The sequence below is a fragment of the Paraburkholderia bannensis NBRC 103871 genome (genome assembly GCF_000685015.1).
Lineage (GTDB): Bacteria > Pseudomonadota > Gammaproteobacteria > Burkholderiales > Burkholderiaceae > Paraburkholderia > Paraburkholderia bannensis.
Genome location: NZ_BAYA01000009.1, coordinates 317,373 through 344,074, shown reverse-complemented (window position 1 = coordinate 344,074; position 26,702 = coordinate 317,373). Strand labels below are relative to the sequence as shown.

Here is a 26,702-nt window from a genome sequence, read left to right as displayed (position 1 = left end):
AGGGGGTAGGACAACATGACTTCCATTCAACCGATCGAGCCGTCGACGACGCTCATCCCCGAAAAGAACATGACGAAGACGCTGACCGTGGGCATCCTCACGGCGGCCTTCGTGATCGCGCTGCCGATGGTGGTGGGCGCAACGGGCGGCAATTACTGGGTGCGCGTGCTGGACTTCGCGATGCTCTACGTGATGCTCGCGCTGGGCCTGAACGTGGTGGTGGGCTTCGCCGGCCTGCTGGACCTGGGCTACATCGCGTTCTACGCGGTGGGCGCCTACGTCGCCGCGCTGCTGTCCTCGCCGCACCTGACCTCGCAGTTCGAGTGGATCGCGCATATGTTCCCGAACGGCCTGCATGCGCCGTTCTGGGTCATCATCCCGTGCGCGATGGCGCTCGCGGCGCTGTTCGGCGTGCTGCTCGGCGCTCCGACGCTGCGCCTGCGCGGCGACTACCTCGCGATCGTGACGCTGGGCTTCGGGGAAATCGTTCGTATCTTCATGAACAACCTCGACCGTCCGGTGAACATCACCAACGGCCCGAAGGGCATCACGGGTATCGATCCGCTGACGGTGGCGGGCTTCAATCTTTCGCAGACCCACACCTTCCTCGGGTTCACGTTCCCGTCGGTGTACATGTACTACTACGCGTTCGTGGTCTGTGCGCTGTTCGTGATCTGGGTCTGTACGCGCCTGCAACACTCGCGTATCGGCCGTGCATGGGCCGCGATCCGCGAAGACGAAATCGCCGCCAAGGCGATGGGCATCAACACGCGTAACGTCAAGCTGCTCGCCTTTGCCATGGGCGCGTCGTTCGGCGGCCTGTCGGGCGCGATGTTCGGCTCGTTCCAGGGCTTCGTGTCGCCGGAATCGTTCACGTTCTGGGAATCGGTCGTGGTGCTCGCCTGCGTGGTGCTCGGCGGTATGGGCCACATTCCGGGCGTGATCCTGGGCGCGGTGCTGCTCGCGATCTTCCCCGAGTTCCTGCGCTCGACCATGGGCCCGCTGCAAAACGCCATCTTCGGTCACGAAATCGTCGATACGGAAGTCATTCGCCAGCTGCTCTACGGTCTCGCCATGGTCGTGATCATGCTGTACCGCTCGGAAGGCCTCTGGCCCGCGCCGAAGCACGAAGACAAGATCGCGAAGATCGCCAAACGCGGCAGCAAGAAGCCGGTGCGCGCTTAAGGGGGCCACACATATGAGCAACAAGCAAACCCGCCTGTCCGTCAAGGGCGTGAACAAGCGCTTCGGCGGCCTGCAGGCGCTGTCCGACGTGGGCCTGCAAATCGAGGAAGGCACCATTTACGGCCTGATTGGCCCGAACGGCGCCGGCAAGACCACGTTCTTCAACGTGATCACGGGTCTCTACACGCCGGATTCGGGCGAGTTCAAGCTCGACGGCGAAGCCTATACGCCGACCGCCGTGTACCAGGTCGCGAAGGCCGGTATCGCGCGTACCTTCCAGAACATCCGTCTGTTCGGCGGCATGACCGCGCTCGAAAACGTGATGGTCGGCCGTCACGTGCGTACGAAGCACGGCCTGCTGGGCGCCGTGTTCCAGACGCCCTCAGAGCGCAAGGAAGAGCGCGAGATCAAGGAGCGCGCCATCGAGCTGCTCGAATACGTGGGCATCGCGCAATACGCGGACTACACCTCGCGCAATCTCTCCTACGGCCACCAGCGCCGCCTGGAAATCGCGCGTGCGCTGGCGACCGATCCGAAGCTGCTCGCGCTCGACGAGCCGGCAGCCGGCATGAACGCGACCGAGAAGGTCGAACTCACGCGCCTGCTCGACAAGATCCGCGCCGATGGCAAGACCATCCTGCTGATCGAGCACGACGTGAAACTGGTGATGGGCCTGTGCAACCGCATGACAGTGCTCGACTATGGCAAGGTGATCGCCGAAGGTCTGCCGCAGGACGTGCAGAAAGACCCGAAGGTGATCGAAGCATATCTGGGCGCGGGAGTTCACTGATGGCTACACCGATGTTGAAAATCAAGGGCCTGCAGGTCAATTACGGCGGCATCCAGGCAGTGAAGGGCGTGGACATGGAGGTTCAGCAGGGCGAGCTCGTCACGCTGATCGGTGCGAACGGCGCCGGCAAGACCACCACCATGAAGGCGATCACGGGCCTGAAGGCGTACTCGGCGGGCGACATCGAGTACATGGGTACGTCGATCAAGGGCGTGCCCGCGCACGAGCTGCTCAAGAAGGGCCTGGCGATGGTGCCGGAAGGCCGAGGCATCTTCGCGCGCATGTCGATCATCGAAAACATGCAGATGGGCGCGTACCTGCGCAACGACAAGGACGGCATCCAGAAGGACGTCGACCGCATGTTCGGCTTCTTCCCGCGCCTGAAGGAACGTGCCGCGCAGCTCGCGGGCACGCTCTCGGGCGGCGAGCAGCAGATGCTGGCGATGGCGCGCGCGATCATCAGCAAGCCGAAGCTTCTTCTGCTCGACGAGCCGTCGATGGGTCTCTCGCCGATCATGGTGGAGAAGATCTTCGAAGTGGTGCGCACGATCTCGGCCGAAGGCATCACCGTGCTGCTGGTCGAGCAGAACGCGCGCCTCGCGCTGCAGGCAGCGAATCGCGGCTACGTGATGGACTCGGGTCTGGTCACGATGGAAGGCGAAGCGAAGCAGATGCTCGACGATCCGAAGGTGCGTGCTGCGTACCTGGGTGAGTAAGTCATAAGCGGCTTCGGGCCGCCAAAGTACAAAAGCCGCATGAGCGTGATGCTCATGCGGCTTTTTTTATCGCTTGCTGGAGCGCGTAGCGAGTTTCGCGTCAGGCGACGGCTGCGGGTTCCTGCACGCTCAGGCGCTTGCCCAGACTCACGACGGCGTCCGCGCGATAGCCGAGCGCGTCGTAGAACGCGATGACTTCGGGCTTGTCGCTGAGCACCTGAAGGTTGAGCTTGAGGCAGCCCATCGCGGCCAGCGCGCTTTCGGCATGACGCACGAGTCGCGTGCCGATGCCCAGACGCCGCGCCTCATGCGCCACGGCCAGCGAATAAAGCCAGCCGCGATGCCCGTCGTAACCCGCCATCGCCGTGCCGACGATTGCACCGTCCCGATCCGCCGCGACGAAGAACAGCTCCGGCTGCGTGCCGAGTTTGTTCGCAATCGACAGACGCGGGTTGCGGTGCGGCCGGCTCGTGTCGTTGTACTCCGGGAACGCCTGGAGCCAGAGCGCGAGCACGGCTTCGGTATCGGCCGGATCGAAAACGCGGATCGTGATGGACATCGCGTGCGCTCCGCCTGATTACAGCGAATCGAGGATGTTGCGCAGCATCGCCATCATCTGGTCGATTTCCTCGTTCGTGACGTTCAGCGCCGGCATGAAGCGCAGCAGGTTCGGGCGCGCCGCGTTGAGCAGCAGGCCGTCCGGCTGCATGACGCGCGCCTTTTCGACGATTTCCGGGCCGATGTCCTTGCCGAGCATCAGCGCGCGCAGCAGACCTTCGCCGCGCTCGCCCTGGAAGCCGCGTTCAGCCGACAGTTCGAGCAGCTTTTCGCGCAGGTATTCGCCGCGTGCGCGCACGCCTTCGAGGAAGCCCGGCGCGACCAGCTGCGAAATCACCGAATAGCCGACGGCCGTCATCAGCGGGTTGCCGTTGTAGGTGCCGCCCTGGTCGCCCGCTTCGAACACGCAGACTTCCTTCTTCGCGCAGAGCGCCGCGAGCGGCACGCCGCCGCCGATGCCCTTGCCGAGCGTCATGATGTCCGGCTCGATGCCCGACAGTTCGTAGGCGAAGAGGGTGCCCGCACGGCCGCAGCCGGTCTGCACTTCGTCGACGATCAGCAGGATGCCGTGCTTCTTCGTGAGCTCGCGCAGTTGCTGCATGAATTCGCGCGTGGCGGGGATCACGCCGCCTTCGCCCTGGATCGGTTCGAGCATCACGGCGACGGTCTTGCCGGTGATGAGCTTTTCGACCGAAGCGATGTCGTTCAGGTCGGCCTTCGGGAAGCCCGGCACTTGCGGCGCGTAGATCGTGTCCCAGCCCGGCTTGCCGCTCGCCGACATCGTCGCGATCGTGCGGCCGTGGAAGCTGTGGTCGAACGTGATGATCTCGTAGGCGCCGTCACGATGCTTCTTGCCCCACTTGCGCGCGAGCTTGATTGCGCCTTCGTTGGCTTCCGCGCCGCTGTTGGCGAAGAACACCTTGTCGAAGCAGCTATGCTCGGTGAGCAGGCCCGCGAGCCTGGCCATCGGCTCGTTGTAGAACGCCGGCGACGGGTTGATGATCAGGCGCGCCTGCTTTTCGAGCGCTTCGATCATGCCTTCGTTGCCGTGGCCCAGGCTGTTGACGGCCCAGCCCTGGATGAAGTCGAGATAGCGCTTGCCTTCGTTGTCGTAGAGCCACGACCCCTTGCCATGCGTGAAAACGATTTCGGGCCGGTTGGTGATGTACATCAGCGACTCGATCGGGTACTCGGAAAAATTCATGGCAACGGGCTCCGCGATGGGATTGCAAAAAAGGGGGTGATAACGATACGGCAGAAAAACAAAAAGCCACGGGCTGGCCGTGGCTTTCGTGATTCGAACTTCCTGTGCGCTGTTGGGGTGAAACCCTTCGCAACGCGCGTCCGCGACTAGCCAGGCCCTAGAGATGGGGCGAGCGGCGACGTCGGAGTTCGGACAGGATGCGGTTCATGGGCGCAAGAATACGACAAGCGGATCGGCGATGTAAACCGTCAATGTGCAGGGCGGCGAAGAAATTTTCATGACGGCGGGGCGTCGCGCCCGTGCATTGCGCGCGCAACGACCCGCCAGGCCACGCCTTAAACCGCGTTCGCCAGATCCGCCGCGCTCGTGAACGAGTCCGCGTAGAACTCGTCTTCGGGCAGGCCGTGATGCTGCGTGAAGTCGCGCTGGGCCGACTCCACCATCACCGGTGCGCCGCATGCGTAGACCTGGTAGCCGGAAAGATCGGCCAGGTCCTCGATCACGGCGCGGTGCACGAAGCCCGTGCGGCCGCTCCAGGCGTCTTCGGCGGCGGGCTCGGAGAGCACCGGCACGAAGCGGAAGTTCGGGATGTCCTTCGCCCATTGTTCGGCGAGCTCCATCAGGTACAGGTCTTTCTTCTGGCGCGCGCCCCAGTAGAGCGTCATCGGGCGGTTCAGGTTCTTGTGAACCGCGTGCTCGACGATCGCCTTGAGCGGCGCGAAGCCCGTGCCCGAAGCCAGCAGCACGATGGGCTTGTCCGAATCCTCACGCAGGAAAAAGGTGCCGAGCGGCGCCTCGAAGCGCAGGATGTCGCGCTCCTTCATCTGCGTGAAGACGTGGTCGGTGAACTTGCCGCCGGGCATGTGGCGGATATGCAGCTCGATCGGGCCTTCCTCGTGCGGGGCGCTGGCCATCGAGTAGCAGCGGCGCGTGCCGTCCTTGAGGATGAATTCGAGGTACTGGCCGGCGAGGTATTGCAGGCGCTCGTTGGCGGGCAGTTGCAGCTTGAGCACGACGACGTCGTCGGCACGGCGCTCGATGGCGGCGATGCGGGTAGGCAGCTTGCGCACCTGCATGTCGCCGACGCCCGCGACTTCGCGGATGTCGATTTCGAGGTCGGTTTGCGCCGTCGCGCAGCACAGGAGCGCCATGCCGCGCGTGCGTTCGTCGTTCGACAGCGCCGAGGCCGCGTGAGCGCGCTGCTCGACTTCACCGCTGCAGACGGTGCCCTTGCACGAGCCGCACGCGCCGTTCTTGCAGCCGTAGGGAATGCCGACGCCCTGACGCAGGGCTGCGTTCAGAACCGTTTCGTCGGGCTCGACCTGGAATTGCCGGCCACTTTGCTTAAGCGTTACGTTGAAAGCCATATTCGAGAAAGCGTAAGTCTGTCATTCGGGGGATGAACCGGCTGGAGCCGGTTCGGGCCGTCGCAGGTCACGGCGGGCGGCGGCGGATAAAATAGCTCCACCATGATTGCCACACGAATCCTGCGCCGTGCGCGCATCCTTATTGTTGGTTGCGGCGACGTCGGTCTGCGCTGCGCCGCCCAGTTGCAGGCGCGCCGCTCGCGCCCCCGCGTATTCGCGCTGACGCGTCGCGCCGAGCGCTCCGACCTGCTGCGCGCCGCCGGCGCCGTGCCCGTGCTGGGCGATCTCGACCAGCGCGCGCGCTTGTCGCGCCTTGCGGGCCTGGCCGGCACGGTGCTGCATCTGGCGCCGCCGCAGAAAGACGGCGACGACGACTTGCGCACCCGCAGGCTGATCGCGGCACTCAAGACACGCCGGCAACCGGCGTCGCGGGTTTCGCGAGCGGGGCGGAGCGGCCTTGCGAGCCGCCTGCTACGGCGTGCGTCAAGCGGGAGAAGCCACCCGCCATCGCACCCACTAGCACTCCCACCCGCGCACCCGGCATCGCGACCTTTTTCGACGCCAAAACCATCCACCATTGTACCCGAGCGCACCTGGCGAGCCCGGCGCGCGCAAGCGGGCGCGACTAGCCGTCCGACGCTCGTGTATGCCAGCACCACCGGCGTATACGGCGATTGCGGCGGCGCGCGAATCGACGAAACACGCACACCGCGTCCGGCGAACGCCCGCGCCAAACGCCGCGTGGCCGCCGAGCGCCAGCTTCGGCGCGCCACCGCGCGCGGCGCGCTCAAGGCAACCATTGCCCGCATTCCCGGCATTTACGCGCGCACCCGCCTGCCGCTTGCGCGGCTCGAAAAGCGCACGCCCGCGCTTGCCGCTGACGATGACGTCTATACGAGCCACATCCACGCCGACGATCTCGCGGCGATCCTGCTGCGCATGGCCAGCCACGGCAAAGCGGGACGAATCGTGCATGCGAGCGACGATAGCGAATTGAAGATGGGGGAGTATTTCGACCGCGTGGCGGACGCCTTCGGCCTGGAACGCGCGCCGCGCGTGAGCCGCGAGGTCGCCGAGCGCGAACTCGACCCGGTATTGCTGTCGTTCATGCGGGAATCGCGCCGCCTCGACAATACGCGCCTCACGCGCGAATTGCGCGTGCGTTTGCGTTATCCCGACGTCGATGCGTTTCTGGATGGCTCCGTGCGCACGCAGCCGCCGGGCCCGTGAACACGGGCGGGCGGCGCGGCGCAAGCGTGCCGTTCACGTGATTGCCGGCAGCGCCTCGATCAGGAGGAAGCACAGCAAAGCCCCGATGAGCGCTCCGATCAGGTTCGGATGGTATTGATGCCGGTAGTGCATCGACGCCAGCAGGCCGCCAATCAGAATCACCCCTAGACCCATGAAAGCCATCAACACGAATGGAATCTCGAACGTACCGTTGATGTCCATGATGCCCCTCCTTGAAACTTGTAATCGTTGTTTAAGGGAGTATAGGGCGGGGTGTCAGGAAGAGCATGCTGCGGCGCGGCACAAAAGGGGCGCATTCAGCCGCTGAGAACCACGGCCGCCCGGCTGGGCAAGGCCGCGCGGCATGCGCCGTGGTTTACCCCGTATGGCGCAATGCGGCCAGGGCGTCGTCGTCGAGCCACTTCCAGGTGCCCGGCGCGAGGTCTTCCGGCAGCGCATAGCCGCCAATCCGCTCGCGATGCAGCGCCTCCACACGGTTGCCCGCCGCGGCCACCATGCGCTTGACCTGGTGATACTTGCCTTCGAGCACGCTCAGCTCAAGTTCGTGCTCGCCGCGCGCGTTGGCCGCGAGTGCCGCGCTCGGCGCGCGCTCGCCGTGCAGCAGGACGCCGTCACGCAACGCCTGCAATTGCGTCTCGTCGAGCGGGTGACGGGTCGTCGCCACATAGATCTTCGGCACCTTGCGTTTGGGCGAGGTGAAGGCGTGGACGAACTGGCCGTCGTCGGAGAGCAACAGCAGGCCGGTCGTGTCCTGGTCGAGGCGTCCCACGCATTGCACGTTGCGCTCGGCGAACTGCGGCGGCAGCAGGTGAAACACGCTCAGATGATGCTGCGGGTCGCGCGAGCACTCGTAGCCCGCGGGCTTGTTGAGCGCGAGATAGGCGCGCTCGTGAAACGGCCAGGGCGCGCCGTCGACGCTGAAGACGAGACCGCTGGTGTCGAAATCGGCGTTCGGATCGGTGCAGGTCGCGCCCGCGACGGCCACGCGCGCATCGGCGATCAGGCCGCGGCACTGGCGACGCGTGCCGAAACCCTGCGAGAAAAGAATACTTTCGAGATTCATGACGAAACGCCGGCAACTTGAAACCGCAGCATTTTAGCGAAGCGGCGGCCCTGCTAGGCTCGCCACGCTTCGCACGTTGACGATTGCCTTGCGGCTTGCATCCAATCCGGTTGCAGTTGAACTCCGTTCACGACGTGTTTCGCGAGGATCGCGTAACGTAGCGCGATGCAGTTGCGTACTGCAGTTCTGCAATGCAGCGGCGTGGGGCGCGCAGCCGGATCGTCGTGCGAGCGCCGCTCATTTCCCCATTTTCCAGAGCGCAGCGCCGGGCCGCCGCGAGGCGGCGCGCGCTGCGCGTGTCAGCTTACGTGGAGGGCAGCATGGCGAAGACGATTGCGGATTTTCTGGCGAAGACACTCGAAACAGTGGGCGTCGAGCGCATCTGGGGCGTGACGGGCGACAGCCTGAACGGACTGTCGGCGAGCCTGCGCAAGCTCGGCACGATCCGCTGGATGCACACGCGTCACGAAGAGGTTGCCGCCTTCGCGGCCGGCGCCGAAGCTGCGGCGACCGGCCGGCTCGCGGTCTGCGCGGGCAGTTGCGGGCCGGGTAACCTGCACCTCATCAACGGTTTGTACGACGCCCATCGCAACCGCTCGCCGGTGCTGGCGATCGCCGCGCACATTCCGTCGACGGAAATCGGCCTGGGCTACTTCCAGGAAACACACCCGACCGAACTCTTTCGTGAGTGCGCCCACTACGTCGAACTCGTGACCAACCCCGCGCAGTTCCCGCGCGTGCTGGCCACGGCGCTGCGCACGGCGATCGACCAGAAGGGCGTGGCCGTGATCGTGCTGCCGGGCGATGTCGCGTTACTCGACGCTCCCGACGAAGAGCCGACGTGGGCCCAGACCGAGCGTCCCGCGACACTGCCTGCAACGGCGGATCTCGACCGGCTGGCGGAACTTCTCAATCGTTCGGAGGCGGTGACGCTGCTGTGCGGCAGCGGCTGCAAGGGCGCGCACGACGAAGTGGTGGCGCTTGCCGATGCGCTCGGCGCACCGACCGTGCATGCGCTGCGCGGCAAGCAATACGTCGAATGGGATAACCCGTACGACGTGGGCATGACCGGGCTGATCGGCTTCAGTTCGGGCTATCACGCGATGATGTCGTGCGACACGCTGGTGATGCTCGGCACGGACTTTCCGTATCGCAACTTCTATCCTGAGCACGCGAACATCGTGCAGATCGACCGCGATGCCGCGGCGCTCGGCAAACGCGCGCCGCTTTCGCTCGGCCTGATCGGCGATGTGCGCGAGACGCTGCGCGCGCTCACGCCCAAACTCACGCGCAAGACCGACCGGCACTTCATCAACCGGGCGCGCGGGCATTATGCGGACGCGCGCAAGGGACTCGACGACCTGGCGCGCCCGGCGCCCGCGGGCAAGCCGCTGCATCCCCAATACGTGACGGCGCGCCTCGATGCGCTCGCCGCCGACGATGCGATCTTTGCTGTCGATGTCGGCACGCCGACGCTCTGGGCCGCACGCTATCTGACGATGAACGGCCGCCGGCGGCTGCATGGTTCGTTCAACCACGGCTCGATGGCGAACGCGATGCCGCAGGCGCTTGGCGCGCAGGCTGCGCATGCGGGGCGGCAGGTGATTTCGCTGTCGGGCGATGGCGGCCTGTCGATGCTGCTCGGCGATATTCTGACGGCGCGCCAGCTCGACCTGCCGATCAAGATCGTTGTCCTGAATAATGGTTCGCTCGGTTTCGTGGCAATGGAAATGAAGGCGGGCGGCTACGTGGAAACGGGCACGGACCTGGCGGCGACCAATTTTGCGGATATCGCGAAGGGTGCGGGGCTGTTCAGCGTGCGGGTGGAGACGTCGGAGGCGCTCGACGATGCGCTGCGCGAGGCGTTCGCGCACCCCGGGCCGGCGCTCGTAGACGTGGTGACGGCCAAGCACGAACTGGCCATGCCGCCGAAGCTACAGTGGGCGCAGGCCAAGGGCTTCAGCCTGTATATGCTGCGTGCCGTCCTGAGCGGGCGCGGCGATGAGGTCGTGGAACTGGCCCAGACGAATTTGCGCTGAAGTCCTCGGTACGGCAGAAACGACAAAGCCCCGCGTGAGCGGGGCTTTGTCGTGGATTCTGGTGCCTCGGGCCGGAATCGAACCGGCACTCCTTGCGGAACCGGATTTTGAGTCCGGCGCGTCTACCAATTTCACCACCGAGGCAGCTCGTGCAGCACGCTTGGATAGCGGGCGCTCGAAGTAGCCGTAAATTATGACGTAAAACCGCGGCCTCGGCAAGCCGTGCTCAGATCGTACGTGAAAAGCGCTCTGCCTGTTGCATGCCCAGATAGCGGTCGAACACCATGGCGATGTTACGCACGAACATGCGCCCGGCAGGCAGAACCTCCAGCCGGTTGACGCTGCGCGCAATCAGCCCGTCTGCCTCGAAGGCGTTCAGCCGCTCCAGCTCCGGCGCAAACGCCGCCGCAAAGCGCACGCCATAAGCCGCCTCGAACTCGTCGAAGCGCAATTCCAGGTTGCACATCAGCTCGGTAATGATGTCGCGTCGCAGCCGGTCGTCGGCGGTGAGACGCACGCCGCGCGAGATCGCCAGCCGCCCGCCGTCGATGGCCGCGCCATAGCCCGGCAGATCCTTCGCATTCTGCGCGTACACATCGCCGACCTTGCCGATCGACGAAGCCCCAAAGCCGATCAGGTCGCAGTCGGCGCGCGTGCTGTAGCCCTGGAAATTGCGATGCAGCGTGCGTTGCTGCTGGGCGCGCGCGAGTTCGTCGGTGGGCAGCGCGAAGTGATCCATGCCGATGTACACATAGCCCGCGTCGGTCAGTTGCTCGACCACGAGTTGCAGCAGCGCGAGCCGCGTGGCAGGCGTCGGCAACGCCGTGGCGTCGATCTGCCGCTGCATCTTGAAGAGCTGCGGCATGTGCGCGTAGCCGAACACCGAAATGCGCTCGGGCGCGAGCAGCAGCATCGTGTCCAGCGTGCGCCGGAAGCTTTTGACGTCCTGATGCGGCAGGCCGTAAATCAGGTCGACGCTGATCGATTCGAAGCCGCTGGCGCGCGCCGCGTTCATCACGTCGATGGTCAGTTCCAGCGGCTGCACGCGGTTGACCGCCTGTTGTACGAGCGGATCGAAGTCCTGCACACCCAGGCTCAGCCGGTTGAATCCCAGGCCGCGCAGATGCGCGATCGTCTGCGCCGAGGCCTCGCGCGGGTCGATCTCGATGGAGTATTCGGCGTCGCGCTCGGGCAGCAGCGTGAAGTGCTCGCGCGTGGCCGTCATTAACGTGCTCATTTCGTCGAGCGACAGGAACGTGGGCGTGCCGCCGCCCCAGTGCAGTTGCGAAACGGGGCGTTTCGTGTCGAACAGCGCTGCCTGGACTTCCATTTCGCGCACGAGTTGCTGGACGTAGGGTTTCGCGCGCCCGCGGTTCTTTGTCGCGACCTTGTTGCAGCCGCAATAGAAGCAGACGGTGTCGCAGAACGGAATGTGGAAGTAGAGCGAGAGGTCGGTTTCGGCGGCGCCGGGATCGGCTGCTGCACGCCGGTAGTGGTCGAGGTCGAAATCGTCGCGGAACTGCAGGGCGGTTGGGTAGGACGTATACCGTGGGCCGTTCGCGCCGTATTTGGCGAGCAGGTCGGGGCGGAAGAGAAGGTCGGCGTTGCTCATGCGTGGCTCTCTGGGAGGGGGCGCGGGTGGCGTCGCGCGCGCATCGCATCGTTCGCGCGGGCAGGCGTTTCCGACAGCGCCGGATGAATCCAGTGTAAGAGGGGGATGAGTCGCACCGTTTGTGTAAAAAGGTCGCAGTCCGAGGGGGCGGCCGCGAGGTGGCACAATGCGGGCAGGCATCGCTTGATGCGTCCGTATCGACGCCTGGACGCGTCGACGTATCGATGTTTAGCCGTCCCCGTTTTGAATCAGTAACAGTTTTGTTTCAGGAAGCCGATGTGAGTGCCGCTTCAAATTCCAGCGCGTCCGCGCACGCCTGCCGCCCCGGTTGCGGTGCGTGTTGCATCGCGCCCTCCATCAGCTCGCCGATCCCGGGCATGCCCGATGGCAAGCCCGCCGGTGTGCGTTGCGCGCAGCTCGGTGACGACTTGCAGTGCAAAATATTCGGTTCGCCGTTGCGGCCCGCCTGCTGCTCGGGTCTTCAGCCGCAGGCCGAGATGTGCGGTACCTCGCGCGAAGAGGCGCTGCTCTGGCTCGACCGGCTCGAAGCCGCCACGCAGCCGCCGTCCAGTCCTCGGGGTGCGCAGTCAGGCGCGCATTGAACCTCGCCGTTCTTCAAGGAGATTTCGCATGATCCGACGCGCGCCGCGCGCCCCTCAAACCGCGCTCAGCCCGGATGCGCCCCGCGCTACGCGGCGGGCTTTCCTGCTCACAGCCTGCGCCGCGGCCGGTGCGGCCATGTCGCTCGGCGCCTGTGCGACGGGCACCTTCCCGTTTATCCCCGATCACTACACCTTCTCGCAGCAGCAGGTGCAGGACGCGGTGCTGCGCAAGTTCCCGTATCACCGTTCGGTGCAGCAGTTGTTCGAGGTCGCGCTGACGAACCCCGTTGTCACCTTGCTGCCCGATCGCAACCGCGTGGCCGTGCACGTCGACGCGCACCTCGAAAGCCCGCTCATGCAGCAGCCTGTGAGCGGTGCGTTCACGCTGTCGAGCGAGCTGGCCTACGACGCGACGAGCCGCTCGGTTGTCCTGCGCTCGCCGTCGGTCGACAGCGTCGATATGGCGGGCAACGCCGCCGGTTACGCCCAGCAGGTCAACGCAGTCGCGGCGCTGGCGGCCACGCAGTTGCTTACCAACTACCCGGTCTATACGTTCAAGCCCGATCAACTTCAGTTTGCCGGAGTGAATTACGAACCCGGTACAATCACCATCCTTACAAACGGCATACGCGTGCAGATCGTCGAGAAATAGCGACAGAATCTGAGGCAGGGCACGCGCAGCGCCACTATCGCGAGGTGCAGGGATGGACTGGATCGTGACGTGCAAGGCCCTGATTCTGGGCATTGTCGAAGGGCTGACGGAGTTTCTTCCGGTTTCCAGCACGGGGCATTTGATCGTGGCGGGCAGCGTGCTCGGTTTCGACGGCGAGTATGAAAAGACCTTCGACGTGGTGATCCAGTTCGGCGCGATCCTCGCGGTGTGCTGGGAGTTTCGCCGCAAGATCGGCGGCGTGGTGGCGGGGCTGCCTTCGCGGCCTGATGCACGGCGCTTTGCGCTCAACGTGATCGTGGCGACGATTCCCGCGGTTGTGCTCGGGCTGATGTTCGAGAAGGCGATCAAGTCGGCACTGTTCTCGCCGGTGCCGGTGGCCTGTGCGCTGGTCTTCGGCGGCCTGGTCATTCTTTGGGTCGAAGGGCGGATGCGTGCGGCTGGCGGGGTGGCGGGCAGCGCCGCAGGCAATGTGGCCGTCAGCACCGCGAGTGCGGCGCGGCCCGCGCGCGTGAATTCGCTGGACGAGATCACGCTGCTCGACGCCTTCAAGGTCGGCTGCGCGCAGTGCTGCGCGCTGATTCCCGGCATGTCGCGTTCGGGCTCGACGATCATTGGTGCGATGCTGTTCGGCGTCGAGCGGCGCGTGGCGACGGAGTTTTCGTTCTTCCTCGCGATCCCTGTGATCTTCGGCGCGACACTCTACGAATTGCAGAAGACCTGGCAGACATTGTCGGCCGACTGGCTTGGCCTCTTTGGCGTGGGTTTCATCGCGGCATTCGTGAGCGCGTTCGCCTGCGTGCGCTGGCTCCTGCGTTATGTCGCTTCGCACGATTTCACGGCGTTTGCGTGGTATCGGATCGTGTTCGGCCTCGTGATTCTGCTGATCGGCTACAGCGGCGGGCTGGACTGGGGCGATTGAACGCCCTGCGATCGCCGCCGGATTTCACGGCTTCTGAAATGCAAAACGGGCACCGCGAGGGTGCCCGTTCTGTTTTGGTCGTGCCGTTTGAATCGGCTTCAGGCCGCGCGGCGCTTGAAAACCAGGTCCCACACGCCGTGACCGAGACGCAGGCCGCGGCGCTCGAACTTCGTCACCGGACGATAGTCGGGGCGCGGCGCGTAATCGGCGGCGGTGTTTTCGAGCGCGGCTTCGGCGCTCAGCACTTCGAGCATTTGCTCGGCGTAGTTTTGCCAATCGGTTGCGCAGTGAAGATAGGCGCCCGGCTTCATGCGCGAGATCAACTGCTGGACGAACTTCGGCTGGATCAGGCGGCGCTTGTGATGGCGCGCCTTGTGCCACGGATCGGGGAAAAAGATGTGCACGCCGTCGAGGCTCTCGGGCGCGATCATCTGCTCAAGCACTTCCACGGCGTCGTGCTGGATGATGCGGATATTGCTGAGTTCCTGCTCGCCGATCAGCTTGAGCAGCGCGCCCACGCCCGGCTCATGCACCTCCACGCCGAGAAAATCGTCGCCCGGACGCAGCGCGGCGATTTCCGCCGTGCTCGCACCCATGCCGAAGCCGATTTCCAGCACACGCGGCGCCTCGCGGCCAAACACGGTGTTCCAGTCGGCGCCCTCGGGCGAGTAGGGCACGACGAAGCGCGGGCCCAGTTCGTCCATCGCGCGGCGCTGGCCCGTCGACACGCGACCGGCGCGCGTCACGAAGCTACGGATGCGGCGATGATGAAGGCTGGCGTCAGTGTCTTTGTCGGCGCTGTTTTCAACGTCGGGAGCGGCGTCCGACTGGTCGGGCGGCGTGCAGCCGGGCTGGGCTGCGTCGTTCGGATCGTGATTCATCTTCGATGGGTGGCAAATGTGGGCAGCGGTGGTCGGCGGGCCAGGCGGTGTGAGCGCGCTGCGCGAGGTCGCAGGCGGCATCGCGCGCTAGCACAGCTACAGCCGTTGAAAGCCGTTATTCGCTGCTGGCGGTCAAGGAGCCGCGGATATTCGGGCCGATCGGTGTCCACCGGAAGACAGCAGAGCACGACCGCGAACCGCGCATTATAGCAGCGCGGCCCGTGGCCTCCTGTGCGCCGACGGCCCGGCCGGCAGGTGCGTATCGGCCAGTCTCGTCAATCCGACGAGATCGTGATGTGCATGGATCCCGCGTCTTTGAGCTCGAACACGCTGACGCGGCCGGCGCGCACGTCGAACAGCAGGCGCGTGAGATCGGCGACGCGTGCCTGCTGACGCTGGGCATCGGCGGGCGGCTGGTCGTCGTTATGGGCAAGCAGTGATGTGCGCACTCTCACGATGAGCGCAACCGCACTGCGGCGGGACATGAAGAATCGTTCCATCTATGACGCCTGCGTGTGCGCACGCAGGGGGAATACGCGGGTGGTTGGCGAAGGACCGGATCGTACCGATCATGCGAATCGTGTCGCGCAGACAAGATGCTAACGCAACGATCGGTCTGCTCGCAGCGAACTGCGCAAGCCTGTCGAAAGCTGGACGCGCGAAGGCACTGGCGGAAGAACCGCAAAACTGGCGAACGAGGGGAACTGGACTGGCGCTTGACGCTGTTTGATACCGTCCCGTCACGATGACGGAAAGCGGCGAGGACGCCGGGAAATACTGGAGCGGGCGATGGGAATCGAACCCACGTCATCAGCTTGGGAAGCTGAGGTAATGGCCATTATACGACGCCCGCAGAGCGCGCCATTTTACGCGGATTTCGCCGGGTTGCGCAAATTGGCGCTAACGCGCCCCGGCGGAATCGCTTAAAACGGGCGTTACATCAAATCCTGACTCAGATGCCGAACAGCGTGAGCGACACGGCCGCGCGCGTCACGACCATCAGCAGCACCTGCACGATCACGAACAGCAGGATCGGCGAAAGATCGAGGCCGCCGAAGTTCGGCAGGATGCGGCGCAGCGGATTGAGAAACGGCGCCGTGAGCTGGAACAGCACCGGCATTGCGGGCGAGCGCGGGTTCAGCCACGACAGCAGTGCCATCAGGATCGTCATCCAGATCAACAGGTTGAGCGCCCACTTTACGAGCGTCAGTACGGCGACGATCAGCAGCGTGGGAAGCAGGCCGAGCGGATCGACGCCCACGAGCCAGACCATCAGCAATACGTAGACGATCGACGCGATCAGCGCGGCAACAATGCTGGCCCAGTCGACGCCCCGCACACCCGGAATCACGCGGCGCAGCGGCAGCACGAGCCAGTTGGTGGCTTGCTGGATGGCATGCGTCACCGGGTTATAGGGCGGCACGCGGACGAATTGCAGCCAGGCGCGCAGCAGCAGGGCTGCGCCAAACAACGTGAAGACCGTATTGAGCAGAAAACGGGCGATATCGCCGAACATCGGTGTCTTTTCCTTCTTGTGGTGAATGACGGCACGCGGCGGCGCGTGCGGTGGCTTGCGGCGTGCGGATCAGACCGAGACTTTAATTTCGCTGATCAGGATGCTGCCGTTGCCGCCGTCGGTGTAGTTGGGAATATCGTCGATGAGCACCTTGTCGTGCTTGCCGAACACCTCATAGAAGGCGTCGAGCGTCTCGAACAGGAAGTGCCCGGTCGCTACGTAAGGCGGCGGCGTGCCCGGCGGCCCCGCGTTGATGCCGATGTCGACCGACCAGCCCTTGCAGGCGTCCCCGAACAATTGAGCAGCCAGCGGCATGTGCCGCGTGGCGTAGTACTCGCTGTCGAACCGGCCGTTTTCCCGATACGGATAAAGGATGCTGACCTTGATCATTGTGCGTTCTCGTCGATGAATCCCTAAGCGTGCGCCCCGTGCCGCGTTGCGTCGACACCTGCGCGCCGCTGCCACATTACCACGGCTTACGCCTCGCCAGTATGGGCGTGGAATGACGGCTTCCTACGGTGTGTGCACACGATTCTGACAGTCTTTGCGGTAAACCGTTACAGTGGATTCGGTAACCGCCTGGGGCGCGGCGTCGCGTAATGTTCGCTGTCGTACCGAAGCGATACGCATTGTCCGGTTACAAAGGATGCGAGGACACCGAGGCTTCAGCCCAGCAATACCCGCATCAGTGAAGTCAACAGAATGGATGAAGAACCCGAGGCACGGGTTTTGCGGCGCGAACGTGGGCGCGCACATGATGGGTCTCGATCGCAGGACGCAGCCGGCACCGGAACACACCGGGTTCAGCCTGGCGCGCGCGAAGAGGCTCTTGGGATCGCGAGCGGTCAGGTCAGATGATTGCCGCCGCCGCTGTTGCCCAGCACGGGGAGCGGGCAACGAACAGTCCCCAGACGTTATGTCTCGCGCACGCGGCTATCTCGCTACACCGCGTTCGGCGCTTGCGCAATCTGCGCACAATGGTTTCCATGACTGCGGTTTTCCTGTTGCTGTCGTGCAATTGGGCTGTTTCCTGTCGGTACACCGATTCGGGAGGTCACCATGAGCATCTTCGCTTACCGTAAGCATCTGCGGTTTCTTACGCCCCATCAGCGTCGTCGTTGGTGGGATCAGAAGAAGCGCCTCACGCCGCGCGTGCAGATCAGCGGCGCCTACGTGCCGCCGAGCGTCTCACGCGAGTTCGCCTACGTGAAAGTCGGCTAGCGTCCGACATCCCGTGTCGATCTGAAAAAGCCCGGTTCCAGAACCGGGCTTTTTCGTTTTCGTGTCCAGGCGCATTGCCTGGGCCAGATGCCGCGGCCAATTTGTAATCAAACATTACCTACGTATCAGACGCCTTTAACGGCGACTCCGGTAACTCTGACCGGGCGCGCAGCGTGCGGCCTCAGAAAGCCGTCTGGCGGCGCGATTCGGCGTTGTCGGGGCATGCACGCGGCAGGAATGTTTTGCACAGCCCTGATGTGGCGCATTGAATGCGTGCAAAGCAATTGCAATTTGCAACAAATGGCAACCTTTGGCGGCGTCCGTTTTGGATAGAGTAAGGACGTGGGCAGTGCCCGTCATGTGGAGCGACGCCGTCGTCGGCCGCCAGGAGAAGAGAAGTGAAAAAGACCGTTCCGTTTATCGTTGCTGCTGCGCTGGGGTTGGGGCTTGTCGGCGCGGCGCAGGCACACGTTTCGGTGGGTATCGGCATTGGCATTCCGGTCGCACCGGCTTATCCCGTCTACGCAGCGCCGGTCTATGCACCGCCGCCGCCTCCGGTGTACTACGCACCGCCGCCTCCGGTGGTCTACGCGCCGCCGCCTGCCGTCGTCGTTGGCGGTTACGGTGGTTATGGGTACTACGGCCGTCCGTATTACCACCATGGTTATGGCTACTACCACGGCTATCACGGCGGCTGGTATCGCCGCTAAGGTTTGAGGGTGAGGCGGTGGATGGCGGGGGCCATTCACCTGTCTTGTCAGCTTGATGTGCAAAGGCGCAACGCCGGCTCACGCCACGTTGCGCCTTTGTCGTTTTTGGGCTGCCCCGGGGCTGTCCTGGGGCGCGCAGAACGGAGCCGAGCAGGGCGCGGTGCCTAAATCGAGCCGGTGCCGTGAACGATCAGGTCGCGATATCCATGGACGATCACGCTGTACGAAAACCACGCGAACAGCAGCGCCGAAAGCACATGGCACGCGCGCAGCAAGCCCGTTCCCGCACGCTTGCGTCCGTGGCTCGCGAGTCCGCAGAGAAAGAGCGTCCAGCCAAGCCCGCCGAGAAAGAACCCCGACAGAAACAGCGCTGCCGATCCCGCGCTCGTCGCGCCCGATTTTGCGATGAGCGCGCCGCCCACCGCCGCAAACCAGAGAATCGCGCTGGGAGACGAAATCGCCAGCAAGACGCCGCGCACGAAACTGCGCCAGGGATCCGGCAGCGGCGACGCGCTGTCCTCTTCGCCCTCGACCGGCGGCGCCTTGGCGGGGTTGAGCGCTTCGCGCGCCATCTTCCAGGTGAGCATCAGCAACACCGCCGCGCCGCCGATCCACACGACCCAGCGCACTGCCTCGAATTGCAGCAGCGCTGCCATCCCGGCAAGCGCGAGCGCCGCATAAATCAGATCGCCAAAACAGGAGCCGAGACCGAGCCAGAAACCCGGCCGGAAGCCATGCGAGAGCGTGAGCGAAAGGATCGCGACGTTGACGAGGCCGATGTCGAGACACAACGAAAGTGACAGAAAAAAGCCGTCGGAAAGCAGGGAAACGTGAGACATAAAGCCGAAATTATTGTTGTCATGCGTCGCGCATAAAGCCCCTTCAAACGAGCCATTCGCGCGACTTCGCAGGCCGGATTGTCGCATCCGGCCCGCCTCTACTAATTAGATAGATCAGACGCCGATACAGAGGTACTTCAGTTCGACATATTCATCGATGCCGTACTTCGAGCCTTCGCGCCCCAGCCCCGATTGCTTCACGCCGCCGAACGGCGCGACTTCGTTCGAAATCAGCCCAGTGTTGATGCCAACCATGCCGTATTCGAGCGCCTCCGCCACGCGCCAGACGCGGCCGATATCGCGGCTATAGAAATAGGAGGCGAGGCCGAATTCGGTGTCGTTGGCGAGCTTGATGACCTCGGCTTCGTCAGTGAAACGGAACACGGCGGCGACTGGCCCGAAGGTTTCCTCGCGTGCAATCAGCATGTCGCGCGTGACTTCGGCGAGCACGGTCGGTTCGACGAAGCGGCCCTCGGTCACCTTCCCACCCGCGACGAGCTTCGCGCCCTTCGAGGTAGCGTCTTCGACGTGCTTTGCGACCTTCGCCACGGCGTCGTCGTCGATCAGCGGGCCCTGGTTCACGCCCGCGTCGAAGCCGTTGCCGACCTTGATCTTGCTCGTCGCCGCAGCCAGTTTTTCGACGAACGCGTCATAGATCTTGTCGTGCACATAGAAGCGGTTCGTGCACACGCAGGTCTGCCCGGCGTTGCGATATTTCGAGATCACCGCGCCTTCGACGGCGGCACCGAGATCGGCGTCGTCGAACACGATGAAGGGCGCGTGGCCGCCCAGTTCCAGCGCGATTTTCTTGACCGTCGGCGCGCATTGCTGCATGAGGATGCGGCCCACCGGCGTCGATCCGGTAAACGAAAGATGGCGCACGACGTCGCTCTCGCACAGCGTCTTGCCGACCTCGATTGAATTTGCCGAATCGGCGGTGACGACATTGAACACGCCCTTGGGCACGCCCGCGCGTTGCGCAAGTTCGGCGAGTGCGAGTGCGCACAGCGGTGTCTGTTCGGCAGGCTTGACGACGATCGTGCAGCCCGCCGCAAGCGCGGGCGCGACCTTGCGGGTGATCATCGCAATCGGGAAATTCCACGGCGTGATGGACGCGCACACGCCGATCGGCTGCTTTAGTACGACGAGCTTGCGGTCGGCGGTGGGGCTGGCGAGCACGTCGCCGTTCACGCGTTTCGCTTCTTCGGCGAACCATTCGAGGAAGGACGCGCCGTACAGCACTTCGCCGCGCGCTTCGGCGAGCGGCTTGCCTTGCTCGGCGGTCATGATCGCGGCGAGGTCGTCGGCGTGCTCGATCACGAGGTCGTACCAGCGGCGCAGCACGGCGGCGCGCTCCTTGCCGGTCTTCGCGCTCCACGCGGGCAGGGCCGTGTGTGCTGCGCCGATCGCGCGGCTGGCCTCCGCCGCGCCGAAATCGGGCACGCGGGCGATTTCCGAGTTGTCGGCGGGATCGAGCACAGCGAAGCTCGCCGTGCCGCCGCTCCATTCGCCGTCGATCCAGGCGCGCGTCTTGAAGAGGGCGGGGTCTTTTAACTGGGTCAGGCGTTCGGATGCCAGCTGGCTCATCGTCGTGTCTCCTCTATGCATGAGCGCTGCGGCTCACGGCGAGCCGCAACGGGCGCGGCGTCGCAGCGGCGTCGCGGATAAACGACAGGGCGCGCGCCGCGGCTCGTCATGAGCCACGGTGCGGCGCACTCAGGCGCGTCCGAGTCCGAGTTCGTCGTAGAGACGGTCTACGCGCATTTTTACGTCCTGACTCATCTCGATCGACTGGCCCCACTCGCGGTCGGTTTCGCCGGGCCATTTGTTGGTCGCGTCGAGGCCCATCTTGGAGCCGAGACCCGCAACCGGCGACGCGAAATCGAGATAGTCGATCGGCGTGTTTTCGACGAGCACTGTATCGCGCGCGGGATCGATGCGCGTCGTGATCGCCCAGATCACTTCCTTCCAGTCGCGGATATCGACGTCCTCGTCCACGACGACGATGAACTTCGTATACATGAACTGGCGCAGGAAGCTCCACACGCCGAACATCACGCGTTTGGCGTGACCCGGATAGCTCTTCTTGATCTGCACGATCGCCATGCGATAGCTGCAACCTTCGGGCGGCAGATAGAAGTCGGTGATCTCGGGGAACTGCTTTTGGAGCAGCGGCACGAACACTTCGTTGAGCGCGACGCCGAGCACAGCAGGCTCATCGGGCGGCTTGCCTGTATACGTGGAATGGTAGATCGCGTCGCGGCGCATCGTGATGCGCTCCACCGTGAAGACGGGGAACCACTCCTGCTCGTTGTAGTAGCCGGTGTGATCGCCGTACGGCCCTTCGAGCGCATGCTCGTAGGCGGCGCTCGCGCCCTTCACCGGACGCGGCGGTGCGCTTGCCGGCGCGGGCGACGGAGCGCCTTCCTGCGGATAGATAAAACCTTCGAGCACGATCTCGGCGCGCGCGGGCACTTGCAGCGTATCGACGCCGGGCGTCAGGCATTTCGCGAGCTCGGTGCGCCCGCCGCGCAGCAGGCCGGCGAACTGGTATTCGGACAGCGTGTCGGGCACCGGCGTGACCGCGCCGAGGATCGTCGCCGGATCGGCGCCGAGCACCACGGCCACGGGATAAGGTTTGCCAGGATTGCGCAGCGCAAATTCGCGAAAATCGAGCGCGCCGCCGCGATGCGCGAGCCAGCGCATGATGAGCTTGTTGCGGCCGATCAGCTGCTGGCGGTAGATGCCCAGGTTCTGGCGCGTCTTGTTCGGCCCGCGCGTGACCGTGAGGCCCCAGGTGATGAGCGGCCCCGCATCGCCGGGCCAGCAGGTCTGGATCGGCAGCTTCGCGAGATCGACGTCATTGCCTTCCCAGACGATCTCCTGGCAGGGCGGCGCGCTCACGGTTTTGGGCGCCATGTCCCAGACCGCCTTGGCGAGGGTCAGCAGCTTGCCCGCGTCCTTCAGGCCGCGCGGCGGCTCGGGTTCCTTGAGCGCGGAGAGCAGGCGGCCCACGTCGCGCAGCGACTCCAGCGCCGCACCGTCGCCTGCACTCTCCGGCGCATCGATGCCCATACCGAGCGCCACGCGCCGCGGCGTGCCAAACAGATTGCCGAGCACGGGGAACGCATGCGTCGTACGGTTCTCAAAGAGAAGGGCCGGGCCACCGGCGCGCAGCACGCGGTCGCACAGCTCGGTCATCTCCAGGACGGGAGAGACGGCCTGCGGCACGCGGCGCAGCTCGCCAAGCGTCTCCAGGCGACCGACGAAGTCACGTAAGTCTTTGTATTTCATCAGGATAGGGTCGCAGCCGCAGCGCGCGACAAAGCAGAAATAGGGCGGGAGCCAAAGCTGAACGAAAATCGATTGTCGATTTTACCTGCGTTACCTGGCGCACGCTGGCAGGCCGATCCGGCAACTGGCCGCAGACGCGCGTACCACGCGGGTCTGCCCGGATTGAACACTGTTCATTATTACAATTAGTTATAGATTTGACATTCTATAGTGTTGACGGTCTATAAATCCCTGCTAGAATTCGCCCACACTGGTTGCAGGGCTTGCAATTTTTAGCCACCGTCCCGGTCCTTCAGACGCAACGCGTCACCGTTAGCCGATTCCCTGCACGGCTTCCCACGGTTTAGATTGGCTGTCCTCGCCGGCGCCTTTGCGCCGGCTGTTCGCGTGAGAACCCCCACGCGCCGCTCACGGCGTGTCAGCAGTTCCTGAGGGGTTCCACCCACGGCGTACTTTGCCGTTTTCCCGACGTCGCTGCCGCACCAGCCAGGGCGCGCGGCGTCTTGATCCTGCGATTGGCCCTCGGCCTCGCGCCGACTTCGGTCGTCGGATCATGCACCATGGGGAGATCTGTTAGATGAATACCTGGTTATCGTGGTGGCGCGCCGATGAGCGTCTCGCTCTTGGCTTGCGTGCGCTGCTGCGGCGTGGCACGCGTCTGAGCCATCACCTGTTTAGCATCGTCGGCGGTTGCGCCGTCGTGCTCGCGCTCGCCGTGTGGCTCCTGCCCACCTGGCGCGGCACACTCGCCGCGCGCATGATGCCCTTCGTTTCCGCTGCCGTGCAGGCCGGGCCCGCCCGCCTGCTGCAAGGCAATCCGCTGCCGTCGATCATGCCCTCGGGCACGGCGTCCAGCGACGACACCAACCCTGCCGATGGCGCAACCCTGCCCACGGCGCTTGTCCCCAGCACCGGCCTGCCCGGCGCGGGCATCACGCCGGCCGGCTCGAACGGCACGGTCGCTCACGTGGCCAACAGCGTCTCGAACGGCGGCATGGCCACGCTCGACGCGGTCACGCTCAACGGACTCGATCCGCGTTCGCTGCCCAGCGTCGGCACGCTGGCGCGCATGATTCCGGCGCAACGCATCACGCCCGACGCCCGTGACGACCGCGTGTTGGTCTCGGCGCGCGAACAGGCGCTCGTCGCAACCTATATCTCGCGCCGCTACCGCGTGGCGCAGGAGCCGGTGGGCGAACTCGTGAAGGCTGCGTTCGATACGGGCCGCGAAGTGGGTCTCGATCCGCTGCTGCTGCTCGCCGTCATGGCAATCGAGTCGGGCTTCAACCCGTACGCCGAAAGCGGCGTGGGCGCTCAGGGCCTGATGCAGGTCATGTCGAAGGTGCACTCGGACAAGTTCCAGTACTTCGGCGGCCAGAGCGCGGCGCTCGATCCGCTCGCTAACATCAAGGTCGGCGCGCTGGTCCTGAAGGACTGCATCGCACGTGGCGGTTCGCTGCCGGGCGGCCTGCGTCTGTACAACGGCTCGACGTCGCCGGACGATGGCGGCTACGGCGCCAAGGTGATGGCCGAGCGTACGCGTCTGCGCGACGCCGCCCGCGGCCGCAATGTGCAGGTCAATGGGCCGCAGGCGCCCGTCACCTCGACGGCCAGTAACGGCGGCACGCAGAAAGTTGCCAGCCTGGGCGGTGACAAGCGCGTGCACATGACGCTCGACGGCGCGCATGCGCTGATGGAGAAGACCTCGGCCACGTCGTCGACTTCGCAGGACGATGCGAGCACCGGTGGTGCGGCGGCACAGAAGCATAGCCAGCCCGAGCTTGGCGCCTGAAGTATCCAAGGCGCACCAGGCCCGGCCACTGGAAAACCGGACGTAACGAAAAAGGCACCCTCGGGTGCCTTTTTCTATTCCTGCGAGCTTTTGTCGCGGATTGACGCGGATCAGCGCTCGAACAGCGTGCGCAGTCGCGAGACCGCTTCCTCCAGCCGTTCGTAAGCGGTGGCGTAGGACAGCCGCACGTACTGGCGCGGCGCGGCCACGCCGAAGTCCATGCCCGGCACCATCACCGCGCCCGCTTCGTGCAGCATCGCGCGGGTGAGCGCGTCGCTGTCCCCGGCGGCGGGGTGGTTGACCTTCGTGCAGTCGGCGTAGACATAGAACGCGCCGTCCGGCATCACGGGCACCGTGAAGCCGAGTGATTCGAGCGCGGGCGCGATGAAGTCGCGGCGGCGCTGGAACTCCAGGCGGCGCGCTTCATAGATCTTGAGCGTATCGGGTTCGAAGCAGGCGAGCGCGGCGTGCTGCGCGAGCGCCGACGCGCAGATAAAGAGATTCTGCGTGAGCTTTTCAAACGCACCGATCAGCGAAGGCGGTACCACGAGCCAGCCCAGACGCCAGCCCGTCATGTTGAAGTACTTCGAGAAACTGTTGACCGTCACCACGTCGTCGCCGAAGGCGAGCGCGGAAACGGGCGGCTCGCCATAGGACAGCCCCTGATAGATCTCGTCGACGATGGTGAAGCCACCACGCGCACGCACGCTCTGCACGATGCGCTTGAGTTCTTCGGGTTCGATCGACGTGCCGGTGGGGTTCGACGGCGAAGCCAGCAGCACACCCCGCGTGCGCGGCGACCACAGGCGCTCGACGTCGGCGGCGGTCAGCTGGAAGCGGGCTTCGGGGCCGCTTGGCACGAGCACCGGCTTGCCTTCCGCGGCGGCCACGAAGTGGCGGTTGCACGGATAGGACGGGTCGGGCATAAGCACTTCGTCGTCGCGATCGACGAGCGCCGTGCAGGCGAGCAGCAGTGCAGCCGATGCGCCGGCGGTCACCACGACGCGCGCCGGGTCGATTGTCAGCCCATACGCGTGCTGATAATGCGCGGCGATCGCCTCACGCAGCGCGTGAATGCCGAGCGAATTGGTGTACTGCGTGACGCCCTTGCGCAACGCGGCGGCGGCGGCCTCGACGACGGGTTCGGGCGCCGTGAAGTCCGGCTCGCCGATACCCATGTGGATGATGTCGCGTCCGGCGCGTTCGAGCTTCGCGGCTTCCTTCGCCAGTTCCATGACATAGAACGGCTGGATCGCGTCGACGCGCGCGGCAAGCCGCAGGAGCGGTTCGGCAACGGTGTTCATGCGGGTGATTCCAGTGCAGGCGGATCAGGTAGTCGGCGCGGGTAGACAGCGCAGGCAGGCTGCGCAAACAGCGCGCAAATCGCTGGGCGGGCGCGGATCTGACGATCCTGCGCTCCGCACCATCTGCGTCGAGACGCGCGATTGCGGCTATTTACGACTATTTACGGCTATGTGCAGCGATTTACGACTTGCGGGCGTTCTGGGCTTCGGTGGCGCGCAGTTGCGCCGCGAGCTTGTCGAGCACGCCATTCACGTACTTGTAGCCATCCGAGCCGCCGAAGGTCTTCGTGAGCTCGACGGCTTCGTTGATGACGACGCGATACGGAATGTCGACGTGGTGCTTGAACTCGTAGGTCGCCACGAGCAGCACCGCGCGTTCGACGGGCGAAAGCTGCTCGATCGGACGATCCAGGCACGGCGCAATCGCGCCGGACAGTTCGTCCGCTTCGCGGATCACGCCGTGCAGCAGCGTGTCCAGGTGCTCGTGGTCGGCTTTGTCGTAGCCCTGCGAACCGCGCAGTTGCGCATCAATCTCGCCGGCGGGCACACCCGACAGCAGCCACTGATACAGACCCTGCGTGGCCAGTTCGCGGGAGCGGCGGCGCGCGCTCTTCATTGTTGTTCCTCTTCGTCTTCCTCGTCCTCGTCGTCGTCGCCGCCGTCGAGTTGTTCCAGCGCAACCGTCAGGTTCGCCATTTCGACTGCGACACGTGCGGCGTCACGACCCTTTTCGGTCATGCGCGCGACGGCCTGCTCGTCGTTTTCGGTTGTCAGAACCGCGTTCGCAACCGGCACGCCGAAGTCGAGCGCGATGCGCGTGATGCCTGCGCCGCTTTCATTCGAGACCAGTTCGAAGTGGTAGGTTTCGCCGCGCACGACCGCGCCGAGCGCGATCAGGGCGTCGAACTGACCGCTTTCGGCGAGCTTTTGCAGCGCCAGCGGGATTTCGAGTGCGCCCGGCACCGTGACGAGCAGCACGTCTTCGCCCGTCACGCCGAGGCGTTCGAGTTCTTCGATGCAGGCGTCGGCGAGGCCGTTGCAGACGGGTTCGTTAAAGCGCGACTGGACGATGCCGATGCGCAGTCCGTCGCCGTCGAGGTTCGGTTGGTATTGTCCGATTTCCATGTGGTATCCGTAAGTTCGGTTGAGCGTGGTGACGCGTGAAA

27 protein-coding genes and 2 tRNA genes are annotated in these 26,702 nt (G+C 64.8%); 11 read left to right on the top strand and 18 right to left on the bottom strand.

The window, feature by feature from the left end; all coding sequences use genetic code 11:
- Positions 1 to 15: 15 nt before the first annotated feature.
- From BBA01S_RS16935 to BBA01S_RS16925, 3 genes are read left to right on the top strand one after another with little or no spacing between them, the layout of a single operon-like run.
- Positions 16 to 1,185, top strand: coding sequence for an ABC transporter permease subunit (locus BBA01S_RS16935; RefSeq protein WP_027817497.1), 1,170 nt, complete (start codon positions 16 to 18; stop codon positions 1,183 to 1,185).
- 13 nt (positions 1,186 to 1,198) lie between these two features.
- Positions 1,199 to 1,975 carry an ABC transporter ATP-binding protein gene (locus BBA01S_RS16930; protein ID WP_027817496.1) on the top strand — a complete coding sequence of 259 codons (777 nt, stop codon included), beginning with the start codon at positions 1,199 to 1,201 and terminating at the stop codon, positions 1,973 to 1,975.
- Positions 1,975 to 2,691 carry an ABC transporter ATP-binding protein gene (locus BBA01S_RS16925; RefSeq protein ID WP_027817495.1) on the top strand — a complete coding sequence of 239 codons (717 nt, stop codon included), beginning with the start codon at positions 1,975 to 1,977 and terminating at the stop codon, positions 2,689 to 2,691. Before BBA01S_RS16930 ends, BBA01S_RS16925 begins: the two co-directional genes overlap by 1 nt.
- A 100-nt stretch (positions 2,692 to 2,791) precedes the next feature.
- On the opposite strand, the gene BBA01S_RS16920 is transcribed toward BBA01S_RS16925, so the two are convergent.
- The 3 genes from BBA01S_RS16920 to BBA01S_RS16910 form a co-directional block, all read right to left on the bottom strand.
- Positions 2,792 to 3,250: a GNAT family acetyltransferase gene (locus BBA01S_RS16920; protein ID WP_027817494.1), complete on the bottom strand. Its 459-nt coding sequence runs from the start codon at positions 3,248 to 3,250 to the stop codon at positions 2,792 to 2,794.
- 18 nt (positions 3,251 to 3,268) lie between these two features.
- Complete coding sequence (locus BBA01S_RS16915; RefSeq protein ID WP_027817493.1) at positions 3,269 to 4,453, bottom strand: acetylornithine transaminase; 1,185 nt, start codon at positions 4,451 to 4,453, stop codon at positions 3,269 to 3,271.
- 335 nt (positions 4,454 to 4,788) lie between these two features.
- The gene (locus tag BBA01S_RS16910) at positions 4,789 to 5,820 is read right to left on the bottom strand and encodes a CDP-6-deoxy-delta-3,4-glucoseen reductase (RefSeq protein ID WP_027817492.1); all 1,032 of its coding nucleotides are present in this window, start codon (positions 5,818 to 5,820) and stop codon (positions 4,789 to 4,791) included.
- A gap of 102 nt (positions 5,821 to 5,922) precedes the next feature.
- Between BBA01S_RS16910 and BBA01S_RS41530 the strand changes: the two genes are divergently transcribed.
- On the top strand, positions 5,923 to 7,050 hold the full coding sequence (locus BBA01S_RS41530; RefSeq protein ID WP_042297378.1) for an NAD-dependent epimerase/dehydratase family protein: 1,128 nt from the start codon (positions 5,923 to 5,925) through the stop codon (positions 7,048 to 7,050).
- 33 nt (positions 7,051 to 7,083) lie between these two features.
- Here BBA01S_RS41530 and BBA01S_RS16900 read toward each other — a convergent pair whose 3' ends face one another.
- Both BBA01S_RS16900 and BBA01S_RS16895 read right to left on the bottom strand, forming a co-directional pair.
- Positions 7,084 to 7,272, bottom strand: a complete 189-nt coding sequence (locus BBA01S_RS16900; RefSeq protein WP_027817491.1) for a hypothetical protein — start codon at positions 7,270 to 7,272, stop codon at positions 7,084 to 7,086.
- Positions 7,273 to 7,426: 154 nt separating this feature from the next.
- Positions 7,427 to 8,134: a pseudouridine synthase gene (locus tag BBA01S_RS16895; protein ID WP_027817490.1), complete on the bottom strand. Its 708-nt coding sequence runs from the start codon at positions 8,132 to 8,134 to the stop codon at positions 7,427 to 7,429.
- A 320-nt stretch (positions 8,135 to 8,454) separates the two neighbouring features.
- On the opposite strand from BBA01S_RS16895, the gene poxB reads away from it, so the two are divergent.
- The gene (gene poxB / locus BBA01S_RS16890) at positions 8,455 to 10,173 is read left to right on the top strand and encodes a ubiquinone-dependent pyruvate dehydrogenase (protein ID WP_027817489.1); all 1,719 of its coding nucleotides are present in this window, start codon (positions 8,455 to 8,457) and stop codon (positions 10,171 to 10,173) included.
- A 59-nt stretch (positions 10,174 to 10,232) separates the two neighbouring features.
- Here the strand turns inward: poxB and BBA01S_RS16885 are convergent.
- A tRNA-Leu gene (locus tag BBA01S_RS16885) sits at positions 10,233 to 10,317 on the bottom strand.
- An 82-nt stretch (positions 10,318 to 10,399) separates the two neighbouring features.
- Positions 10,400 to 11,785 (bottom strand): oxygen-independent coproporphyrinogen III oxidase, encoded by a 1,386-nt coding sequence (hemN, locus tag BBA01S_RS16880; RefSeq protein ID WP_027817488.1) that lies wholly within the window; start codon positions 11,783 to 11,785, stop codon positions 10,400 to 10,402.
- A 224-nt stretch (positions 11,786 to 12,009) separates the two neighbouring features.
- Between hemN and BBA01S_RS16875 the strand changes: the two genes are divergently transcribed.
- The 3 genes from BBA01S_RS16875 to BBA01S_RS16865 all read left to right on the top strand — a co-directional run bounded on the left by BBA01S_RS16875 (position 12,010) and on the right by BBA01S_RS16865 (position 13,979).
- A complete protein-coding gene (locus BBA01S_RS16875; RefSeq protein WP_407668313.1) occupies positions 12,010 to 12,387 on the top strand; it encodes a YkgJ family cysteine cluster protein in 378 nt (125 codons plus the stop codon).
- A 136-nt stretch (positions 12,388 to 12,523) separates the two neighbouring features.
- Positions 12,524 to 13,039 (top strand): DUF1439 domain-containing protein, encoded by a 516-nt coding sequence (locus tag BBA01S_RS16870; RefSeq protein WP_245641510.1) that lies wholly within the window; start codon positions 12,524 to 12,526, stop codon positions 13,037 to 13,039.
- Between the two features lie 52 nt (positions 13,040 to 13,091).
- Positions 13,092 to 13,979 carry an undecaprenyl-diphosphate phosphatase gene (locus BBA01S_RS16865; RefSeq protein WP_027817485.1) on the top strand — a complete coding sequence of 296 codons (888 nt, stop codon included), beginning with the start codon at positions 13,092 to 13,094 and terminating at the stop codon, positions 13,977 to 13,979.
- Positions 13,980 to 14,077: 98 nt separating this feature from the next.
- Here BBA01S_RS16865 and trmB read toward each other — a convergent pair whose 3' ends face one another.
- From trmB to BBA01S_RS16840, 5 genes are all read right to left on the bottom strand, one after another.
- Positions 14,078 to 14,860 carry a tRNA (guanosine(46)-N7)-methyltransferase TrmB gene (trmB, locus tag BBA01S_RS16860; protein WP_027817484.1) on the bottom strand — a complete coding sequence of 261 codons (783 nt, stop codon included), beginning with the start codon at positions 14,858 to 14,860 and terminating at the stop codon, positions 14,078 to 14,080.
- Positions 14,861 to 15,135: 275 nt separating this feature from the next.
- On the bottom strand, positions 15,136 to 15,345 hold the full coding sequence (locus BBA01S_RS16855; RefSeq protein WP_156965966.1) for a hypothetical protein: 210 nt from the start codon (positions 15,343 to 15,345) through the stop codon (positions 15,136 to 15,138).
- Between the two features lie 293 nt (positions 15,346 to 15,638).
- Positions 15,639 to 15,713 (bottom strand) — tRNA-Gly (locus BBA01S_RS16850).
- 99 nt (positions 15,714 to 15,812) lie between these two features.
- Entirely contained in the window at positions 15,813 to 16,376 is a 564-nt protein-coding gene (locus BBA01S_RS16845; RefSeq protein WP_027817482.1) for a YggT family protein, read from the bottom strand.
- A 69-nt stretch (positions 16,377 to 16,445) separates the two neighbouring features.
- Complete coding sequence (locus BBA01S_RS16840) at positions 16,446 to 16,766, bottom strand: EthD family reductase (protein ID WP_027817481.1); 321 nt, start codon at positions 16,764 to 16,766, stop codon at positions 16,446 to 16,448.
- A 669-nt stretch (positions 16,767 to 17,435) separates the two neighbouring features.
- On the opposite strand from BBA01S_RS16840, the gene BBA01S_RS47570 reads away from it, so the two are divergent.
- Positions 17,436 to 17,597: a hypothetical protein gene (locus BBA01S_RS47570; protein WP_167336019.1), complete on the top strand. Its 162-nt coding sequence runs from the start codon at positions 17,436 to 17,438 to the stop codon at positions 17,595 to 17,597.
- Between the two features lie 398 nt (positions 17,598 to 17,995).
- Positions 17,996 to 18,307, top strand: coding sequence for a hypothetical protein (locus BBA01S_RS16830; protein WP_027817480.1), 312 nt, complete (start codon positions 17,996 to 17,998; stop codon positions 18,305 to 18,307).
- A 164-nt stretch (positions 18,308 to 18,471) separates the two neighbouring features.
- Here BBA01S_RS16830 and BBA01S_RS16825 read toward each other — a convergent pair whose 3' ends face one another.
- From BBA01S_RS16825 to BBA01S_RS16815, 3 genes are all read right to left on the bottom strand, one after another.
- Complete coding sequence (locus BBA01S_RS16825) at positions 18,472 to 19,146, bottom strand: LysE family translocator (RefSeq protein WP_027817479.1); 675 nt, start codon at positions 19,144 to 19,146, stop codon at positions 18,472 to 18,474.
- 114 nt (positions 19,147 to 19,260) lie between these two features.
- Positions 19,261 to 20,733, bottom strand: a complete 1,473-nt coding sequence (locus BBA01S_RS16820; protein ID WP_027817478.1) for an NAD-dependent succinate-semialdehyde dehydrogenase — start codon at positions 20,731 to 20,733, stop codon at positions 19,261 to 19,263.
- 129 nt (positions 20,734 to 20,862) lie between these two features.
- Entirely contained in the window at positions 20,863 to 22,440 is a 1,578-nt protein-coding gene (locus BBA01S_RS16815) for a UbiD family decarboxylase (protein ID WP_027817477.1), read from the bottom strand.
- Positions 22,441 to 23,017: 577 nt separating this feature from the next.
- On the opposite strand from BBA01S_RS16815, the gene BBA01S_RS16810 reads away from it, so the two are divergent.
- Positions 23,018 to 24,232, top strand: coding sequence for a transglycosylase SLT domain-containing protein (locus BBA01S_RS16810; protein ID WP_027817476.1), 1,215 nt, complete (start codon positions 23,018 to 23,020; stop codon positions 24,230 to 24,232).
- A gap of 110 nt (positions 24,233 to 24,342) precedes the next feature.
- Here the strand turns inward: BBA01S_RS16810 and BBA01S_RS16805 are convergent, their stop codons facing one another.
- The 3 genes from BBA01S_RS16805 to ribH all read right to left on the bottom strand — a co-directional run bounded on the left by BBA01S_RS16805 (position 24,343) and on the right by ribH (position 26,661).
- Positions 24,343 to 25,536, bottom strand: a complete 1,194-nt coding sequence (locus BBA01S_RS16805; protein WP_027817475.1) for a pyridoxal phosphate-dependent aminotransferase — start codon at positions 25,534 to 25,536, stop codon at positions 24,343 to 24,345.
- 181 nt (positions 25,537 to 25,717) lie between these two features.
- Complete coding sequence (gene nusB, locus BBA01S_RS16800) at positions 25,718 to 26,152, bottom strand: transcription antitermination factor NusB (RefSeq protein WP_027817474.1); 435 nt, start codon at positions 26,150 to 26,152, stop codon at positions 25,718 to 25,720.
- Positions 26,149 to 26,661: a 6,7-dimethyl-8-ribityllumazine synthase gene (ribH, locus tag BBA01S_RS16795; protein ID WP_027817473.1), complete on the bottom strand. Its 513-nt coding sequence runs from the start codon at positions 26,659 to 26,661 to the stop codon at positions 26,149 to 26,151. The genes nusB and ribH overlap by 4 nt, the downstream gene beginning before the upstream one ends.
- Positions 26,662 to 26,702 lie beyond the last annotated feature (41 nt).